The 17,854-nt window shown below is 72.7% G+C and carries 16 protein-coding genes; 6 read left to right on the forward strand and 10 right to left on the reverse strand.

Features of this window, described 5'->3' with window-relative positions:
- Positions 1–4: 4 nt before the first annotated feature.
- Complete coding sequence (gene hrpB / locus OH804_RS17305; RefSeq protein WP_406058115.1) at positions 5–2,545, forward strand: ATP-dependent helicase HrpB; 2,541 nt, start codon at positions 5–7, stop codon at positions 2,543–2,545.
- A 42-nt stretch (positions 2,546–2,587) separates the two neighbouring features.
- On the opposite strand, the gene OH804_RS17310 is transcribed toward hrpB, so the two are convergent.
- Positions 2,588–3,313: a PP2C family serine/threonine-protein phosphatase gene (locus tag OH804_RS17310; protein ID WP_196922146.1), complete on the reverse strand. Its 726-nt coding sequence runs from the start codon at positions 3,311–3,313 to the stop codon at positions 2,588–2,590.
- A gap of 273 nt (positions 3,314–3,586) precedes the next feature.
- Between OH804_RS17310 and OH804_RS17315 the strand changes: the two genes are divergently transcribed.
- On the forward strand, positions 3,587–6,196 hold the full coding sequence (locus OH804_RS17315) for a glycoside hydrolase family 9 protein (RefSeq protein WP_406058117.1): 2,610 nt from the start codon (positions 3,587–3,589) through the stop codon (positions 6,194–6,196).
- Positions 6,197–6,262: 66 nt separating this feature from the next.
- On the opposite strand, the gene OH804_RS17320 is transcribed toward OH804_RS17315, so the two are convergent.
- Positions 6,263–6,919, reverse strand: coding sequence for an HAD family hydrolase (locus OH804_RS17320; protein WP_406058119.1), 657 nt, complete (start codon positions 6,917–6,919; stop codon positions 6,263–6,265).
- Positions 6,920–7,031: 112 nt separating this feature from the next.
- Here OH804_RS17320 and OH804_RS17325 point away from each other — a divergent pair, with 112 nt between their 5' ends.
- Both OH804_RS17325 and OH804_RS17330 read left to right on the forward strand, forming a co-directional pair.
- Positions 7,032–7,946, forward strand: a complete 915-nt coding sequence (locus OH804_RS17325; RefSeq protein ID WP_406058121.1) for a hypothetical protein — start codon at positions 7,032–7,034, stop codon at positions 7,944–7,946.
- A 173-nt stretch (positions 7,947–8,119) separates the two neighbouring features.
- On the forward strand, positions 8,120–9,370 hold the full coding sequence (locus OH804_RS17330; RefSeq protein ID WP_406058123.1) for a DUF222 domain-containing protein: 1,251 nt from the start codon (positions 8,120–8,122) through the stop codon (positions 9,368–9,370).
- Positions 9,371–9,374: 4 nt separating this feature from the next.
- Here the strand turns inward: OH804_RS17330 and OH804_RS17335 are convergent, their stop codons facing one another.
- The 5 genes from OH804_RS17335 to OH804_RS17355 are packed head-to-tail and all read right to left on the reverse strand — an operon-like array spanning position 9,375 to position 13,947.
- On the reverse strand, positions 9,375–9,632 hold the full coding sequence (locus tag OH804_RS17335; protein WP_091401591.1) for a UBP-type zinc finger domain-containing protein: 258 nt from the start codon (positions 9,630–9,632) through the stop codon (positions 9,375–9,377).
- Positions 9,629–11,200 (reverse strand): Na+/H+ antiporter, encoded by a 1,572-nt coding sequence (locus OH804_RS17340; protein ID WP_196922140.1) that lies wholly within the window; start codon positions 11,198–11,200, stop codon positions 9,629–9,631. The genes OH804_RS17335 and OH804_RS17340 overlap by 4 nt, the downstream gene beginning before the upstream one ends.
- A 37-nt stretch (positions 11,201–11,237) precedes the next feature.
- Positions 11,238–12,203: a TIGR03885 family FMN-dependent LLM class oxidoreductase gene (locus OH804_RS17345; RefSeq protein WP_406058126.1), complete on the reverse strand. Its 966-nt coding sequence runs from the start codon at positions 12,201–12,203 to the stop codon at positions 11,238–11,240.
- Positions 12,204–12,255: 52 nt separating this feature from the next.
- Complete coding sequence (locus tag OH804_RS17350; RefSeq protein WP_196922138.1) at positions 12,256–13,671, reverse strand: NADP-dependent succinic semialdehyde dehydrogenase; 1,416 nt, start codon at positions 13,669–13,671, stop codon at positions 12,256–12,258.
- Between the two features lie 12 nt (positions 13,672–13,683).
- Positions 13,684–13,947, reverse strand: a complete 264-nt coding sequence (locus OH804_RS17355; RefSeq protein ID WP_091401582.1) for a DUF6343 family protein — start codon at positions 13,945–13,947, stop codon at positions 13,684–13,686.
- Between the two features lie 123 nt (positions 13,948–14,070).
- On the opposite strand from OH804_RS17355, the gene OH804_RS17360 reads away from it, so the two are divergent.
- Positions 14,071–14,664 carry an antibiotic biosynthesis monooxygenase gene (locus OH804_RS17360; RefSeq protein WP_196922137.1) on the forward strand — a complete coding sequence of 198 codons (594 nt, stop codon included), beginning with the start codon at positions 14,071–14,073 and terminating at the stop codon, positions 14,662–14,664.
- A gap of 120 nt (positions 14,665–14,784) precedes the next feature.
- A complete protein-coding gene (locus OH804_RS17365) occupies positions 14,785–15,636 on the forward strand; it encodes a GDSL-type esterase/lipase family protein (RefSeq protein ID WP_406058129.1) in 852 nt (283 codons plus the stop codon).
- A 17-nt stretch (positions 15,637–15,653) separates the two neighbouring features.
- Here the strand turns inward: OH804_RS17365 and OH804_RS17370 are convergent, their stop codons facing one another.
- From OH804_RS17370 to OH804_RS17380, 3 genes are all read right to left on the reverse strand, one after another.
- On the reverse strand, positions 15,654–16,409 hold the full coding sequence (locus OH804_RS17370; protein WP_196922135.1) for an EcsC family protein: 756 nt from the start codon (positions 16,407–16,409) through the stop codon (positions 15,654–15,656).
- A 49-nt stretch (positions 16,410–16,458) separates the two neighbouring features.
- Positions 16,459–16,605 (reverse strand): hypothetical protein, encoded by a 147-nt coding sequence (locus tag OH804_RS17375; RefSeq protein ID WP_167457721.1) that lies wholly within the window; start codon positions 16,603–16,605, stop codon positions 16,459–16,461.
- Between the two features lie 106 nt (positions 16,606–16,711).
- Positions 16,712–17,572: a peptidase M23 gene (locus OH804_RS17380; RefSeq protein WP_196922134.1), complete on the reverse strand. Its 861-nt coding sequence runs from the start codon at positions 17,570–17,572 to the stop codon at positions 16,712–16,714.
- Between the last annotated feature and the right edge of the window lie 282 nt (positions 17,573–17,854).

Consider the following 17,854-nt stretch of genomic DNA (forward strand, 5'->3'; position numbering starts at 1 on the left):
GGCCGTGCTCTCCGACGTAACACTTGACCTGCCGGTCCGTCCGGTGCTGCCGGCGCTGGTCACGGCACTCGACGCGGCCGGCGCCGGTGTGCTGGTGGCCCCACCGGGCACCGGCAAGACCACCCTGGCGCCGCTGGCCGTGGCCGACCGGGTGACCGGCCGGGTGGTGATCGCCCAACCCCGCCGGGTGGCGGCTCGTGCCGCTGCCCGACGCATGGCCGAGCTGCTCGGCGAGCGGGTCGGTGAGCGGGTCGGCTACGCGGTGCGCGGCGAGCGCCGGGTCGGCCCGGCCACCCGGATCGAGGTGGTCACCACCGGCCTGCTGGTCCGCCGGCTGCACCACGACCCGGAGCTGCCCGGCACGGGTGCCGTGCTGCTCGACGAGTGCCACGAACGCCAACTCGACGCCGACCTCGCGCTGGCCTTCACCGTGGAGGCGCGCGCCACCCTCCGGCCGGACCTGTGGCTGCTGGCGATGTCGGCGACTCCGGACACCGACCGGTTCGCCGCGCTGCTGGGCGGGCCCACCCCGGCCCCGGTGGTTCGGGCCGACTCGGCGTTGCATCCGGTGCAGCGGATCTGGGTCCCCCCGGCACGTCCCATCGCCCCGCCCGGGGCCGGGCCGGTGGACCGTGCCCTGCTCGACCACGTGGCCGCCACCGTCCGGCGGGCGCTGCGCGAGCACGACGGTGACGTGCTCGTCTTCCTGCCCGGGGCCGGCGAGATCGCGGCGGTCACCGGCCGGTTGAGCGACCTGCGGGACACAGTGGCGCTGCTGCCGCTGCACGGCCGTCAACGCGGCACCGAGCAGGACGCCGCGCTGCGTCGCGCGGACCGACGGCGGGTGGTGCTGGCCACCGCGCTGGCCGAGACCAGTCTGACCGTTCCGGGCGTGCGGATCGTGGTGGACGCCGGGCTATCCCGGGTGCCCCGGATCGACCTGGCCCGAGGGCTCGGCGCGCTGGTCACCGTGCCGGTCTCCCGCGCCGCCGCCACCCAGCGGGCTGGCCGGGCCGGCCGGGAGGCCCCCGGGTACGTCTACCGCTGCTGGTCGGCGGCGACCCACGAGCGGCTGCCCGCCCGCGCCGAGCCGGAGATCGCCACCGCCGATCTGACCGGCTTCGCGCTGGAGCTGGCCGCCTGGGGCGCACCGGACGGTGTCGGGCTCGCGTTGCCCGACGCGCCACCGGCCGCCGCGATGACGGTGGCCCGGGACACCCTGCAGACCCTGGGCGCCGTCGACGCCGACGGTCGGATCACGGCGCGGGGACTGTCGATCGCCGCCGCCGGGGCGCACCCACGGCTGGCCCGGGCGCTGCTCGACGGCGCCGGCCGGGTCGGCGCCGACCGAGCCGCCGAGGTGGTGGCCCTGCTCGCCGAGGAGAGCGCGGCCGGCCCCGGAGACGACCTGGTCGCCGGATGGCGTCGGCTGCGCACCGGCGTGGACGCGGGCGCCACCGCCCGCTGGCGCACCGAGGTACGCCGGCTGCGCGCGGCGCTGCCGACCGGCACCCCACCGAAGGGCCGCGCCGATGCCACCGACCGGACCGGCTCAGCTGGGCTGAGCGACGATCTCGCCGCCGGGCTGCTGGTCGGGCTGGCGTACCCGGAACGGTTGGCCCGGGTGCGGCGGCCGGGCGGTTCGGCGTACCTGATGACCGGCGGGACCGCGGCGGAGCTGGCGGCCGGCTCGGGGCTGGCCGGGTCGGACTGGCTGGCGGTGGCGGTCGCGGACCGCACCCCCGGCGCGCCGTCGGCCCGGATCCGCCGGGCCGCACCGGTGGACGAGGCGACGGCCCGGGAGGCGGCCGGTCCGCTGCTGCGCACCGGCCGCGAGGTCGGCTGGTCCGACGGGGACGTGGTGGCCCGGGAGGTGACCCGGCTGGGCGCGATCGAGCTGGTCCAGCGGCGGCTGGACCGGCCGGACCGGGCCGAGGTGGCTGCCGCGTTGCTGACCGGCCTGCGTCAGGACGGGCTGGGGCTGCTGCCGTGGACACCGGCGGCGCGGGGGCTGCGCGAGCGGCTCGCGTTCCTCCGGCACCACCTCGGTGATCCGTGGCCGGAGGTGGGCGACGACTCGTTGCTCGACGCCGCGCCCAGCTGGCTGGGCCCGGAACTGGCCGCCGCGCGCCGCCGGGCCGACCTGGCGCGAGTGGACGTGTCGTCGGCGCTGCGTCGGCTGCTGCCCTGGGCCCAGGCCGCCCGCCTCGACGAGTTGGCCCCGGAGCGGATCGAGGTGCCGAGTGGTTCCCGGATCCGGCTGGACTACAGCGACCCGGGCGCGCCCGTGCTCGCCGTGAAGCTCCAGGAGACGTTCGGCTGGCCGGCGGCCCCCCGCATCGCCGACGGTCGGGTGCCGGTGCTGCTGCACCTGCTCTCCCCCGCCGGCCGGCCGGTGGCGGTCACCGCCGACCTGGCCTCGTTCTGGCGTACCGGCTACCCGCAGGTCCGCTCCGAGCTACGCGGGCGCTATCCCCGGCACCCGTGGCCGGAGGACCCGGGAACGGCGACGCCCACCCGGCACGCCACGCCACGTCGGCGCTGAGCGCCAGGCGACTCCTCGACGCCGTCGGCGCTGAGCGCCGGGCTATTCCTCGACGACGTCGGCCACCACGACTGTGACGTTGTCCGGTGCGCCGGCGTGCAGGGCCAGGTCGATCAGCTTGGCGGCGCAGGCGTCCCGGTCCGGATAGCCGCTGAGCACCTCGGTGAGGGTGTCCGGCCGGACCACGTTGGAGAGGCCGTCGCTGCACAGCAGCCACCGGTCGCCGGCCCGGGGCACCATCGTCGCGTACGACGGGGAGACCTCTTCACCCTGCAACGCCTGGGTGACCACGGCGCGGCGCGGGTGGCTGCTGGCCTGGTCGGGGGTGATCACGCCCTGATCCACCAACATCTGCACGAACGTGTCGTCCCGGGTGACCTGCTTGAGCACACCCTCGCGGAACAGGTAGGCCCGGGAGTCGCCGACGTGCGCGAGCGCCAGGCAGCTGCCGGTACGGGCGAAGAGCAGGGCGGTCAGCGTGGTGCCCATGCCCTGGCGCTCGGGATCCTCGGCGACCGCCTGTCGGATCCGGGAGGTCGCCAGGGCGATGCCACCCTCGAGCGCGGCCACCAGGGCGTCCTCGGGTGTCTCCACGTCCAGCGGGGCGACCGCGTCGATGGTGAGGGCGCTGGCCAGGTCGCCGGCGGCCATCCCGCCCATGCCGTCGGCGACGGCGACGAGCCAGCTGCCGGCGTGCAGGGCGTCCTGGTTTCCGCTGCGGATCAGCCCACGGTCGCTCGTTCCCACGGAACGCAGCTTCAGGGTCATGGGAGGCAGCCTGCCAGGCGAAGGGCGCAGTTGTCTCTAGGAGATCGAGACGACGGCGCGTGGCGCGGTCAATCTCACGTCCGGACGGCGGCGCGGCGGGAGGCGCCCGCCGGGCTGACCGCCCACGTGGGATGCCGGAACCCATCCAACCAGATCAATTGACATGACGTACCGGCACTGGAAACATCGAGCCGATACCTGGGAGCGCTCCCAGGTTCCTCGCACCACAGTGCCACCACCACCGTCCCACTTTCCGTCCCGGAAGGACTCCCCGTGACGCCATCCCGACGCCGCCTCCTGCTGGCTGCGGCGACCACTCTGGCCCTCACCGGCGCGGGCGCCGGCGCGGCCCACGCCGACCCACCACCGGACGCCCCCGAACAGATCGACAACGGCGACTTCAGCGCCGGGGTGAGCCCCTGGTTCTCCTTCGGCACCGGAGCGCTGGCGGTCACCGACGGCCAGCTCTGCACCACGGTCGCGGGCGGGCTGGCCAACCCGTGGGACGCCGGCATCGGCCAGGACGGCGTGCCGCTGATCGCCGGCGCCGAATACACCCTCGGCTTCGCGGTCTCCGCCACTCCCGGCGCCGCGGTCAAGGCCGTGTTGCAGCTCGGCAGCGCTCCGTACACCACGTACGCGGCAGTCGACGCCACCGCGACCGGCACCATCCAGCGGGTCGAGCAGACCTTCACCGTCCCGGACGACAACCCCAACGCCCAGCTGATCTTCCAGGTCGGCGGTTCCGCCCAGGCGCAGACCATCTGCCTGGACGACGTGTCGCTGCGCGGCGGTGAGCCGCCCGAGCCGTACGAGCCGGACACCGGGCCACGGGTGCGCGTCAACCAGGTCGGCTACCTTCCCGGCGGCCCGAAGAACGCCACTGTCGTCACCGAGGCCACCGAGCCGCTGCCCTGGCAGCTGCGCAGCGCCGCCGGCGCGGTCGTGGCCAGTGGCAGCACCACCGCTCGCGGTGTCGACGCCGCCTCCGGGCAGAACGTGCAGAGTGTCGACTTCTCCAGCTACCGCACTCCCGGCACCGGGCTCACGCTCACCGTGGACGGCGAGACCAGCCACCCGTTCGACATCTCCGGCGCCCTCTACGACCAGCTGCGCTCCGACTCGTTGCAGTTCTTCTACGCCCAGCGCAGCGGCATCGCCATCGACGGCGACCTGATCGGCGACGAGTACGCCCGACCCGCCGGCCACCTCGGCGTCGCACCCAACCAGGGCGACACCAACGTGCCCTGCCAGCCGGGTGTCTGCGACTACTCCCTCGACGTGCGCGGCGGTTGGTACGACGCCGGCGACCACGGCAAGTACGTGGTCAACGGCGGCATCGCCACCTACCAGCTGTTGAACACCTTCGAACGGACCCGGACGGCGGCCACCGCCAACGGCGGCGCGGAACTCGCCGACGGCACCCTGCGGGTGCCCGAGCGCGACAACGGGGTGCCGGACATCCTCGACGAGGCCCGCTGGGAGCTGGAGTTCCTGCTGCGCATGCAGGTGCCCGCCGGCAAGCCGCTCGCCGGCATGGTCCACCACAAGATCCACGACCAGAACTGGACCGGGCTGCCGCTCGCCCCGCAGGACGACCCGCAGCCGCGCGAGCTGCACCCACCGTCGACAGCGGCCACCCTCAACCTCGCCGCCACCGCCGCCCAGTGCGCCCGGCTCTTCGCGCCGTACGACGTGGCGTTCGCGACCCGCTGCGGCACCGCCGCGAAGACGGCCTACGCCGCGGCCAAGGCCCACCCGGCGGTGTACGCCAGCCCGACCGACGGCACCGGCGGCGGCGCGTACGACGACAGCAACGTCACCGACGAGTTCTACTGGGCGGCGGCCGAGCTGTACCTGACCACCGGGGCGCAGAACTACCTGGCCGACCTGACCGCCTCACCGCACCACACCGGGAACGTGTTCGACGCCCGGGGCTTCGGCTGGCAGAGCGTTGCCGCGCTGGGCCGCCTCGACCTGGCCACCGTGCCGAACGGGCTGCCCGCCGCCGATCTGGCCCGGGTCCGCGCCTCGGTCACCGCCGCGGCCGACACCTACCTCGCCGAGCTGCGCCGGCAGGCGTACGGGCTGCCGATGCCCGGTGACGCCAACAGCTACTTCTGGGGCGGCAACAGCAACGTCATCAACAACGCCGTGGTGCTGGCCACCGCGTTCGACCTGACCCGCAACCCCGTCTACCGCGACGGCGCCGTGCAGGCCATGGACTACGTCCTCGGTCGCAACGCCCTGAACATCTCCTACGTCACCGGGTGGGGTGAGCACGCCGCGCAGAACCAGCACAGCCGGATCTTCGGCCACCAGCTCGACCCGAACCTGCCCCGACCGCCCGCCGGCTCCCTCGCCGGCGGCCCGAACGCGGCCCTCCAGGACCCGTTCGTGGCGCAGCTGCTCGCCGGTTGCGAGCCGATGTTCTGCTACGTCGACGACATCAACTCGTACTCGACAAACGAGGTGGCGATCAACTGGAACTCGGCGCTGGCCTGGATCTCCTCGTTCCTGGCCGACCAGGGTGACGCCGGCGCGGTGCCGGCCACCACCTGCACGGCGCGCTACTCCAACTACGGCGCCTGGCAGGGCGGCACCGGGTTCACCGGGCAGCTGACCATCCGGAACACGGGCGCCACCGCCGTCAACGGCTGGAGCGTGCGCTTCGCGTTCACCGGTGACCAGCGGGTACGCGAGGCGTGGCTGGCGAAGGTCACCCAGTCCGGCGCGACGGTGACAGCGCGCAACGAGTCGTACAACGCCAAGATCGCGCCCGGCGGCACTGTGACGTTCGGCTTCAACGCGACCACGGGCGGCGGCGCCAACCCGAGCCCCGGCCTGGTCACTGTCAACGGGGCGGCCTGCTCGCTGACCTGATGGACGTCCCGGTGGCCGCCCTCAGCGGGCGGCCACCGGGACCGCACGTTTCGCGCGGCCGGCGGGTCAACCGCCGGCCGCGTTGTGCTTCGCGACCAGGCTGGGGAGTTCGTCCAGCGAGTCGATCCGGAACAGGCACCGCTCGGCCACCGTGGAGGGGTCGAGGATGTGGCCCCACGGACCACGTCGGATCAGGCAGGTCCTCATCCCGGCATCCAGGGCCGGGCGCACGTCGTTGTCGGGTCGGTCGCCGACGTACAGGATCGACGACGCGACGCCACCGCTCGCGGCGACGACCCGCTCGAAGAACGCCGGTGACGGCTTCGCCACGCCCCACCCGTGCGACGTGCCGATCACGTCCACCGGAAGGTCGAGATCGCGCAGGGTCGCCTCCGCATGAGCTGGCTGGTTGCCGGCCAGGCCCACGAACAGGCCCTGGTCCTTCAAGGACTCCAGGCATCCCCGCGCGTCCGGGTAGAGATCCTCCTCGGCGAACGACTCCGGCTGGCCGGCAGCGGCCCGGCGCTCCAGCTCGGTCGTGAGATCGAAATCGGGCCGGAAGACCCGGAACGTCTCCTGATAGTCCAGACCCCTGGCGATCACCGCGCCGAAGACCGCCGAGAAGGTGTGCCGGGGCACGCCGAGCCAGTCGGCCCAGGCAGCGAACTCGTGAGACTCGTCGAGAATGGTCCCACCAACATCGAAGATGACAGTGTCAATCATGTCCGTCCCCCGTTGACGCTCGCACGTCGGTGAAGCATAGACGGGCGTACGAGCGGCCGGGCACACCGCAAAACCGATGGATCGGTCGCGCCGAGTGAGCCATGGTGACGCCATGGATGGCGACGAACTGCCGGGCGCGGAGCGTCGGGTGTGGGCGGCGATGCCGGCCGGGACGCGGACCGCGTTGGCCGGCCTGTCCGGCGCGGACCTACGTACTCTGCTGTTGGGCCTGGCCCGCGACCGGGCGGCGACCGTGCGTCCACCCGAGGTGGTGCGCCGCTGGCGCGAGGACCGCTTCGTCCGCCCGGCCCGTGCCGACCCGCGCGCGCTGGCACGGGTGGAGGCACGGATGTGGCAACTGCTGCCCGCCGACGTCTCCGGGGTGGAGCTGTCGCCGGTCGTACCGGTCGGCACCTGCTCGGCGGTCGCGCCGGTCAGCCAGAACAGGATCGTCACCACGATGCGCGCCAGCGAGGTGCTGAGCGATCCCACAAACGCCCTCGCCATCGAGGCTGCCGTGCGTCGTCGCCGACAGAGCGAGGTGCACCTGGCCGCTGCCCATCGGGTGCTGCGGGCGCAGGATTTCGGCAGCGAGGCGTCGGCGCACTTCCGGCTCTTCGCCCTGGTGTCCAGCGCCCGGGACACCGGCTCGGGCCGCACGGAGGCTCGGCTGCTGGTCCGGCACCTCACCTACTGGCGGACCGTCCTCGCCGAGCTGGCACCGGCCGCCGCGCCTCAGCTGCACATCACCACCTTCGACGACAGGGTCATCCGGGAGCGGCTGGCCGACACCGTCCGACCGGCGCTCGCCGGGGATGTGGTGCCGCTGGTGGACGAACCGGAGCGATCTCGCGGTCGCGGCTACTACACGGGGTGCGCCCTGCGGATCACCGCCCTGGACGGCAGCCTGGAGATCGGCGACGGCGGCCTCACCGACTGGACCGCCCGGCTGAGCGGCGACGCGAAGGAACGATGTCTCGTCTCCTGCCTCGCCACCGAACGTCTCATCGACGGCATCAGCCGCTGAACCGGGCTCAGCGAATCTGGCGAGTCAGCCCAGCCGCACGTCAGCGTGCGCAGCGACCCCGTGAAGGCACCTCGTCCGCTTCGGGTGGTCACGGATTGTCGCCGCTCCGAAGCAGCCGAACCTGGCCTACTGAGCGACCCGAAAGTGTCGTACACGTGTTCTATCGTCGGTCCATGTTGGAGGAGTTGGCGCAGGCCGAGGCGGCAGTTGCCGATTGCCTCGACGCACCGACGTGGGCTCTTCCAGAGCACGACCTCGTCGCGGCACTCGACGCCGCGCACCGGCTCGAGCAACGCCTGGCCGCGGTCAAGCTGGCCCTCGTGCGCGAGTTGGACGGTCGAGGCACCGCGACCGCGCAGGGTGCGTCGTCAACGGCGGTGTGGCTGCGGGACCGGTTGCGCCTCGGGGTCGGTGCAGCCCGTCGTCTGGTCGAGCTGGCCGCGACGCTCGATGCCGCCCCGACCGGTGTGCGGGACGCGCTGGCCGGCGGAGCCGTCGACGTAGAGCAGGTCCGGGTCATCGCCGGCACGGTCGAGACCGTCCACACCGCCGCCGGGGCGGAGGCCGCCGACAAGGCGATCGGCGTCCTCGTCGACTGGGCGGCGCAGTTCGACGCCACCCTGTTGCGCCGGCTCGGCACCCGGATCCTCGATCACGTCGCCCCGGAGGTCGCCGATGCCGCCGCCAAGGCGGCGATGGAGGCCGAGGCCCGCCGAGCCTGCCGAGACCGCCATGTGACGCTGTCCGAGCTGCGAGACGGCCGACTGCGGCTGTCCGGCATCCTCGACGGCGAGGCGGCGGGTCTACTGCGCGCCGCGATCGACCCACTGACCGCACCGTCCGGTCCGGACGATCCACGTTCTCCCGGGCAACGCCGGCACGACGCGCTCGCCGACCTCTGCCGGCTTGCCCTGCGCACCGGCGAGTTGCCCGAGCACGGCGGCGAAGCCGCCCAGGTCGTCGTCACCACCAGCTTCGACCCGCTGGCTCTGCGGCTCGGCGCCGGCACTCTCGACACCGGCCTGCACCTCACCCCGGAGACGGTGCGTCGGCTCGCCTGCGACGCCACGATCCTGCCCGCCGTCCTCGGCAGCGCCGGTCAGACGCTCGACGTCGGCCGGCAGCGCCGACTCTTCACCGGCCCACTACGCCGCGCCCTGGTGCTCCGCGACCGTGGCTGCGCGTTCCCCGGCTGCGACCGCCCACCGCGCTGGTGCGACGCCCACCACATCCGCCACTGGGGAGACGGCGGCACCACCAGCCTCGACAACGCCGTCCTGCTCTGCGGCCACCACCACCGACACGTCCATAGCAGCGAGTGGACCGTCCAGCTCGGCGGTGACGGTCGCCCGGAGTTCATTCCGCCGGCCTGGCTCGACCCCGAACAAATCCCCCGCCGCAACCACTACCACCTACGGACGTGACTTCTCAGCCGATCTCCTCGTCGACGAAGCACCAGCGCCAGGCCTCGCCCGGCTGGGCCGAGCGGATCACCGGGTGGCCGGTGGACGCGAAGTGCTTGCTCGCGTGCTGGTTCGGCGAGGAGTCACAGCAGCCCACCTGCCCGCAGCTCAGGCAGGTGCGCAGGTGCACCCAGTAGGTGTCGCCGATGGCGACGCAGTCCGCGCACTCGTCGGGGGTACGGGGCTCGGCGGCACCGGCCTCGGTCAGGTGCTGACAGCTCACTTCTCAACCTCTCGCAGCAACGACTCTTCCAGGTCCAGGTCACGGTAGGCCTGCACCAGCACTTCCTCAGGGATCCGACCGGAGTCCCGGGCCGCCCGGAACACATCCCGCTCGGCGTCGATCATCTCCTGCCGCAGCCGACCGTACGCCTGCGACGGGGTCTCCCGCTCGTCGCCGCCGAGCCGTTCCCACGCCATGTTGGTGCGGTCCTCCACCGCTCGGCGCAGCCGGTCCACCACCGCGTCCGGTGCGCCGTCGGCCAACTCGTCGAGGCGGTCCTGGGCGGCCTTGCTGGCCTGCTGCTGCACGGCGGCCGCGGAGAGCGCGTCCTGCACCGGGTCGTCCTGCGGCAGGTTCAACCGCCGGGCGACCAGCGGCAGGGTGGCGCCCTGGCCGACCAGGGTGAAAACGATCACGGCGAAGGCCAGCCAGATCAACAACGCCCTGGGGTACGGCTCGTCGCCGGCCAGGGTCAGCGGCAGGGCCAGCGCGGCGGCGAGGGTCACCACGCCCCGCATGCCGGCCCAGCCGATGATGATCGGGAACTTCGGCGACGGCCGGGCGTCACGACGGCGGACCCGGGGGACCAACCGGGCCAGGTAGGTGGCCGGGAAGAGCCAGACGAACCGGGTCAGGAAGACGGTGGCGAGCACCGCGAAGGTGATCAGGATGAGCGATCCGATCGGCTCGTCGAGATCGCGCAGCACCTCCCGCAGTTGCAGCCCGACCAGCAGGAAGACCAGGCCCTCCAGCAGGAAACGGACCAGCCGCCAGAACGCGCCGATCTGCAACCGGGACGCCGCCGACAGCAGTTGGGGCAGCTTGTGTCCGAGCACCAGACCAGTGACGACCACAGCGACCACCCCGGAGGCGTGCAGGTGTTCGGCGGTGAACACCACAGCGAACGGGATGATCAACGACAGCGCGTTGTCCAGCAGCGGGTCGCTGATCCGCCGGTGCAGGAAGCCGAACACCACCGCCCCGAGCGCCCCGATCAGGATGCCGCCGCCGGTGGACCGCAGCACCTCGATGGCGATCTTGTCGGCGCCGACGGCCGAGCCGACGGTGGCCATTGTCGCGACCCGCAGCAGCACCAGGGCGGTCGCGTCGTTGACCAGGCTCTCACCCTCCAGAATGGTGACGACCCGGCGGGGCAGCCCGACCCGGCGGGCGACGGCCGTGGCGGCCACCGCGTCCGGTGGGGCGACCACCGCGCCGAGGGCCAGGCAGATCGCGAACGGCAGCTGCGGCAACAGCAGGTGCAGCACCAACCCGACCACGAACGCGGTGAACAACACCAGGCCGACCGCCAGCAGCAGGATCGGCCGGATGTTGTTCTTGAACGCCGGCACCGAGGTCTCCAGCGCGGCCACGTAGAGCAGCGGCGGCAGGATGCCGACCAGCACCAACTCCGGGTCGAGTTCCACCTGTGGGAAGCCCGGCACGAACGAGAGCCCCAGGCCGAGAACGACCAGCACGATCGGCGCGAGCAGGCCGAGCCGGCGGGCCAACGCGGCACCCAGGGTGGCGATCGCCAGGAAGACGACGACCGGAAACAGGCTTTCCATGGGGTACGAGCCTAGGGGTACGGCTGTTCGGCCTCGATCAGCCGCCCGGGCGCAGCTTCGGCAGCACCTCCGCACCGAACGCGTCGATGAAGCCGCGCTGCTCCTGCCCGACGTGGTGCAGGGCGATCTGGTCGAAGCCGAGCTGTGCGTACTCCTCCAACCAGCCGACGTGCCGGCCCAGGTCCGCGGACACGTTCACCACCTCGGCGACCCGCTGCGCCGGCACGTCGGCGGAGACCACGTCGAAGTGTTCGACGGTTTCCAGGTCCCAGCAGACCGGCGGGGCGAAGACGTTGCTGCGCCACTGGTCGTGGGCGATGGCCTCGGCCTGGGCCTGCTCGGGTGCCCAGGAGACGTGCACCTGGAGGTGCAGCGGCCCTCGCCCGCCCGCGTTCCGGTACGCGTCGATCATCTCGCGCAGGTGCGCCACCGGCGCGTTCACGGTGATCAGTCCGTCCGCCCATTCGGCGCACCAGCGGGCGGTGGCCACGCTGACGGCGGCGCCGACCAGCGCGGGCGGCTGCTCGGGGCGGGTCCAGAGCCGGGCCCGATCGACCCGGACCAGGCCGTCGTGGCTGACCTCCTCGCCGGCCAGCAGGGCCCGGATCACGTCCACGCACTCGCGCAGCCGGGCGGCGCGTACGTCCTTGCGCGGCCACGGGTCACCGGTGATGTGCTCGTTGCTGGCCTCGCCGGTGCCCAGGGCCGCCCAGAACCGGCCCGGGTACATCGCGCCTAGGGTGCCGATCGCCTGCGCGATGATCGCCGGGTGGTATCGCTGGCCGGGCGCGTTGACCACGCCGAACGGCATGCCGGTGGCCTGCAACGCCGAGCCCAGCCAGGACCAGGCGAAGCCGGACTCGCCCTGCCGGGCGCTCCACGGGGAGAAGTGGTCGGAGCACATGGCGGCGTCGAAGCCGGCCCGCTCGGCGTGCATCACCGCCTCCAACAGGGCGCGTGGACCGATCTGCTCATGTGAGGCGTGGAACCCGTACGACGTCATGGGCACACTTCCTACCCACGACGGCCCCGGCTGACGCGTGCCGCGCCCCGAACTACTCGGCGTGCGCCCCAGCGCCGGCCGAGGCGGCGCCCTCGCCCACCCAGACCGTCTTGGTGTTGCAGAACTCCCGCATGCCCAGCGCCGACAACTCCCGCCCGTAACCGGAGTTCTTCACACCGCCGAACGGCAACTCCGGGTAGGAGGTGGTCATCCCGTTGATGAAGACGTTGCCGGCGTCCAGGTCGGTCGCGAAGCGCTCCTGCTCGGCGCGGTCCCGGGTCCAGGCGTTCGACCCGAGCCCGAAGCTGGTGCCGTTGGCGACCTCGATGGCCTCCTCGTACGACGAGACCCGGAACAGGCCGGCGACCGGGCCGAAGACCTCCTCGGACCACATCCGCATCTGCGGGGTGAGGTCGGTGACCACTGTCGGCGGGTAGAACCAGCCGTCTCCGCTCGGCGGCTCGCCGCCGCAGAGCACCGTCGCGCCGTTGTCCACCGCGTCGCGGACCTGGGCGTGCACCTCGTCGCGGCCCCGCTCGCTGGCCAGCGGACCGACGTCGGTGTTCGGGTCCATCGGGTCGCCGACGCGCAGCGCGGCCATGTTGGCGGCGAACTTCTCGGCGAAGGCGTCGAACACGTCGGTGTGCACGATGAACCGCTTCGCGGCGATGCAGGACTGGCCGTTGTTCTGGCAGCGGGCGGTGGTGGCCACCTCGGCGGCCCGGTCCACGTCCGCCGAGGGCATCACCACGAACGGGTCGCTGCCGCCGAGTTCGAGGACCGTCTTCTTCAGCTCGCGGCCGGCGATCTGGGCGATGGACCGGCCGGCGGGCTCACTGCCGGTGAGCGTCGCGGCGCGAACCCGGGGGTCGCTGAGGATGTGGTCGACGGCCTCCGAGTCGACCAGCACTGTGGTGAAGGCCCCCTCGGGGAAGCCGGCTCGCCGGAACACGTCCTCCAGCAGCAGCGCGGTCTGCGGCACGTTCGAGGCGTGCTTGAGCAGGCCGGTGTTGCCGGCCATCAGCGCCGGGGCGGCGAAGCGCATCACCTGCCAGAGCGGGAAGTTCCACGGCATCACAGCAAGCACCACGCCGATCGGCTGGTACCGGATGAACGCCCGGATCGCCTTCACGGCGTCGGCGTCGGCCGGCTCGTCGGCGAGGAACGCGGGGGCCTTGTCGGCGTAGAAGCGGGCGGCGCTGGCGCACTTGGTCACCTCGGCCTGCGCCGCGACGTACGTCTTGCCCATTTCCGTGGTCATGATCCGGGCGATCTCGTCGCGCTCGGCGTCCAGCAGGTCGGCCGCGGCGTTCATCCACTGGGCGCGCTGGTCGACGGTGGTCTCCCGCAGTTGGTGGAACGCGAGGTCGGTGCGCTCGATGGCGTCGTCGAGTTGCTCCGTGGACATCGCCTCATAGGTCTTGAGCACCTGTCCGGTGGCGGGGTTGGTGGTGGCGATGTGGGGCATCTCGTCCTCCTGTCACTCGAACAACGAGTGTCGTACGCCCGGCTCCTCGCGGCGGCGGGCGGCGCGGCGGCGCTGGATCACGACCAGGTCGACCACGGCGACCACGGCGAAGATCGCGCAGAGTACGCCGAGCCAGGCGATGCCGGCCCAGAACGCCAGCACCGCGAAGAGCACCATGATCACCAGCCCGAAGCTGGCGAGGGTGAGCCGAAGGTTCAACGCGCTGTTCGCGTGGCCGACCGTGCCACGGGCGCGCCGGGGCTGCGATCTCGTCATAACCCCCGATCTACCCCTGATCGGCCGGGTTAACCGGTACGGCGCGCTTCCACCCTCGGACGCGGCGGTGTGCTCCGGCACATCCGTTCGCGCCGGGGCCCCACGCGACCGCAGGATGGGCGCATGTCAATGACCCTCGCCGTGCCGGTGACCGTCTCCATCGCCCGGCGCGTCGACCCCGGACGGGCCAGCGAGATGGTGGCCTGGATGCGGGCTGGCACCGCGCTGGCCGAGGCGTTCCCCGGCTTCCTCGGCGCCGGCTGGGTGCAGAGCGGCCCCGGTTCGCCGGAGTGGCACATGCTCTACCGCTTCGCCGACGCCGAGACGCTGCACCGGTGGGAGGAGTCGCCGCAGCGGCACTGGTGGCTCAGCTCGGCGCAGGGCATCGTCGAGCACACCCGGGTCGAGCGGCGTACCGGGATCGAGGGCTGGTTCGACAGGCCGCTGGAGCACTCGGTGGACCGGGTGGAGCCGGCACCGCCCGCGTCGCCGCCCCGCTGGAAGCAGGCGGTGACCATCTGGCTGGCGTTCTTCCCGCTGAGCCTGACCGCCACAGTGCTGACGAGCCGCTTCCTCGACGCGGTGCCGCTGGCGGCCCGGGTGCTGCTGATGACGCTCTGCCTGACCCCGCTGATGACCTATCTGGTGCTGCCCCGGATCACGAGGGCGTTGCACTGGTGGCTGCACGGCCAGCGGGCACCATGGCGGGACGCATAGCATCTCGACGGCTCCCGCGTCGGCGCTCTGCCGCATACCCGACAGCAACTTCCCGGCAAACCACATCCTGCGCATAGAGTTACCGCGCTGTCGCTCTGTGCTTCGGGAACGGGAGACGTCATGCCTCGACGCTGGGTCGCCGCCCTGGCCTGTCTCGCGGCGCTGGTCGCGCTGGCCTGCGAGGGCGGCAACTCCGCGGAACCCCGCCCCACCACGAGCGCCCCGCCGTCGAGCGGGCCGGGCGGCATCGCCGCCCTCGGCGACTCGATCAGCACCGGCTTCGCCTCCTGCCTGGTGCTCACCTCCTGCGAGCGCAATTCCTGGTCGACCGGGGACGGGCTGCGGGTGCAGAGCCACTACCGGCGGCTGCTCGAACAGAATGCGGCGATCCGCGACCGGACGTACAACCATGCCCGTCCCGGCGCCCGCGCGGACGCTCTGGCGGGTCAGGCCCAGGCGGCGGTACGTGACCGCCCCGACTACGTCACGGTGCTGATCGGTGCCAACGACGTCTGCCGGGGCGGGGTGGACGCGATGACGCCGGTGGCCCAGTTCCGGGCCGACGTCGACAGGGGGCTGCGCGTCCTGCGGACCGGCCGGCCGAAGGCCCGGGTGCTGGTGGTGAGCATCCCCGACCTGTACCGGCTCTGGGAGGTCGGGCACGACGACGCCCGGGCGACCCGCGCGTGGCGGCGGGGAATCTGCCCGGCCCTGCTGGCCGACGCGACCTCGACCGCACCGGCCGACCGGGCGCGCCGGGCCGCCGTCCGGGACCGGATCGACGCGTACAACGCCGAGTTGAAGGCGGCCTGCCGGGCGTACGGGGCACGGTGCCGGCACGACGGCGGCGCGTTGCACAAGGTCCGGTTCACCCTGGACCTGCTCAACCCGCTGGACTGGTTCCACCCCAACGCCACCGGCCAGGGCCGCATCGCCGAGGTGACCTGGCGCTCCTCCGGCCTGGCCAACTGACCGCCCGGGCGGGGCCGTCAGGGCTGGCGCGGCTCCGGGACGGGGTTGCCGCGGGAGCGGTAGAGGGCCCGGGATCGCTGGGCGAGGTCCTTTGTAGCCGACGAGTTGGCCCAGGTGCCGAGCACGATGGCCGCACCGGGGACGATCTTGGCGACCATCCGCTTGGCGGCCCGGACGCCGGCCATCTGGGCCAGCCGGATGCCGAGTTGCAGCATGACCCGGCCGAGCGGACGCTGGCCACCCAGACCAAAGAGCGCGTCGGCGCGTTCCCGGCCGGCGGCCACACCGAGTGCCAGCCGGGCGCTCTCGGCGACCTTGTGCACCCGCTGGAGCACCAGCAGGTCGGTGGCCCGGTCACTGTGCAGGGGGTCGACGTCGTACGCGGCGGCGATGTGCAGCACCATCCGCGCCTGGGTCCAGGCCAGCACGCCCACGTCGATCACGGCGCCGGGCAGCCCGGCCGCGCCGGAGACCGCGCCGGAGAGCCGGGCCAGGTTGACGAACTTGCGGGCCGCCTGGTCGGCCAGGACATCGGCGGAGATCCCCGGCTGCTCGGCCCGGGCACGGCTGGCCCACTGCACGGCTTCCGGCCCGAGGCGGCGCACCGCCTCCAGGGCGAGGTGCTCCGGCGCGTACTGCGGGTCGTCCCGCATCCGGTCCCAGAGCCGGGCCGGTGGACCCTCGGGGGCGTCCACCGGCCCGGCCGGCAGGTCGACGGGAGGCTGCGGAGTAGGGGCGGCGGGCTGACCGCCGCCGGGTGGGGTGTCGGTCACCAGGTCTCCCCAGGGGTGGGAACGGTGGACAGGGCGGCCGATGGGGCGGTCAGCGGCGGCGGTTGGACAGCCGGGCCGCCAACCCCTTCAGCTTCTGCTGGTTGCCCGGCTTGGCCATCTCGCGGCGACCTCGCTCGACCAACTGCTGACCCTTCGGCGATCTCAGGAACGTGGTGATCCGCTGCATCAGTGACATGGCGTCCTCCTGTCGATGGTCCCGTAGTCATGTGTACCCCGAACCCGCAACACATGTACCCGGGATGCGACAGCCTCAACCCTGACCGTCCATAGTGGGCGGTAGGTTACCGCCCCGCCGGCACGATGGCGTCAACGACCCGGGTGGCCCGCCACTCGTGCTGCTGGTAGTGCTCGGGGTACGCGGAGACCTGCACCGCCTGGGCGGCGTCGGTGAGCCGCATCCGCTGCCAGCCGGGCACCTGCTCCAGCGCGCTGAGGAACTGCCGGGTGGCGAACTCTGGGTCCATCAGCCGCCCCACCGGGCCCCAGCCGCTGCTGGACCGCTGCTGGAACAACCCGACCGAGTCATGGTCCCAGCCGACGCCCTGGTGCGGATAGTCCTGCGACTCGGGCAGTACGCCGCTGGCCACGTTGTAGAGATTGCTCTCCTGCATGGCGGTGGCCACCGCGATCACCAGACCCCGGCGCGGCACCCCCATCTTGCGGCCGGTCCGGACGATCGCCTCGGCGTTCTCCATCTGGTCCTCGTCCAGTCCGGCGACGGGTGCCGGGTCGGTCGGGCGCGCCGGGGCGACAGTGCGGGCCGCCGCTGTGGTGTCCGGGTCGGTGGCGCTCGCCGCGACGGACGGGGCGGCGGCGGAGGCGCTCGGAGCGGCCGTGCGGTCGAGGGAACGGGAGGCGCGCTGCTGCTCGGCGCGCTGCGCCAGTTCGGCGCTGGAGAGCGATCCACTCCGGGTCGCCGCGTCGGCGTCCTCGTTCCGAATCTGGACGACGGCGGTCAGACCGAGGCAGCACACCACACCGGTGGCCAGCGCCAGCTGTGCCCGGCGTCGACCGGTCAGGTCCCGGGCGTACGCCCGGAGCCGGCTCGCGGCGGTTGTCCGTTCGGTTGAGGTGCCATCCTCCGTATCGGTAGTGGGGCTGCTCGGGGCGTACGGGTCGTCGAGGGTGCCGTCGTCACGCATCAACCGAGGCTAGGCAGGTGCAAACCCCGATCACGCACGGTGATCACGTGGTGCTCGACACAGATTTGCCGTGTGCTGGTGGACGAGCCGGGCGGGTCGACCCGCCCGGGGAACGAACCTCGCGTACCGGATGAAGCTGGCGGCGCACGCGGGCCGGCACGGCCCGGGACAGGCCCGGACATCCGACCTTCGAGCCTGACATGATCGACAAACTCGGCCTTTGGGCCGAACGATCCCTCGGCCGATCGGCCAAAGGGGCTCGGCCTGGTGGCGTAAACAGAC

This window comes from Micromonospora sp. NBC_00860 (genome assembly GCF_045207375.1).
GTDB classification, from domain to species: Bacteria; Actinomycetota; Actinomycetes; order Mycobacteriales; family Micromonosporaceae; genus Micromonospora; species Micromonospora vinacea.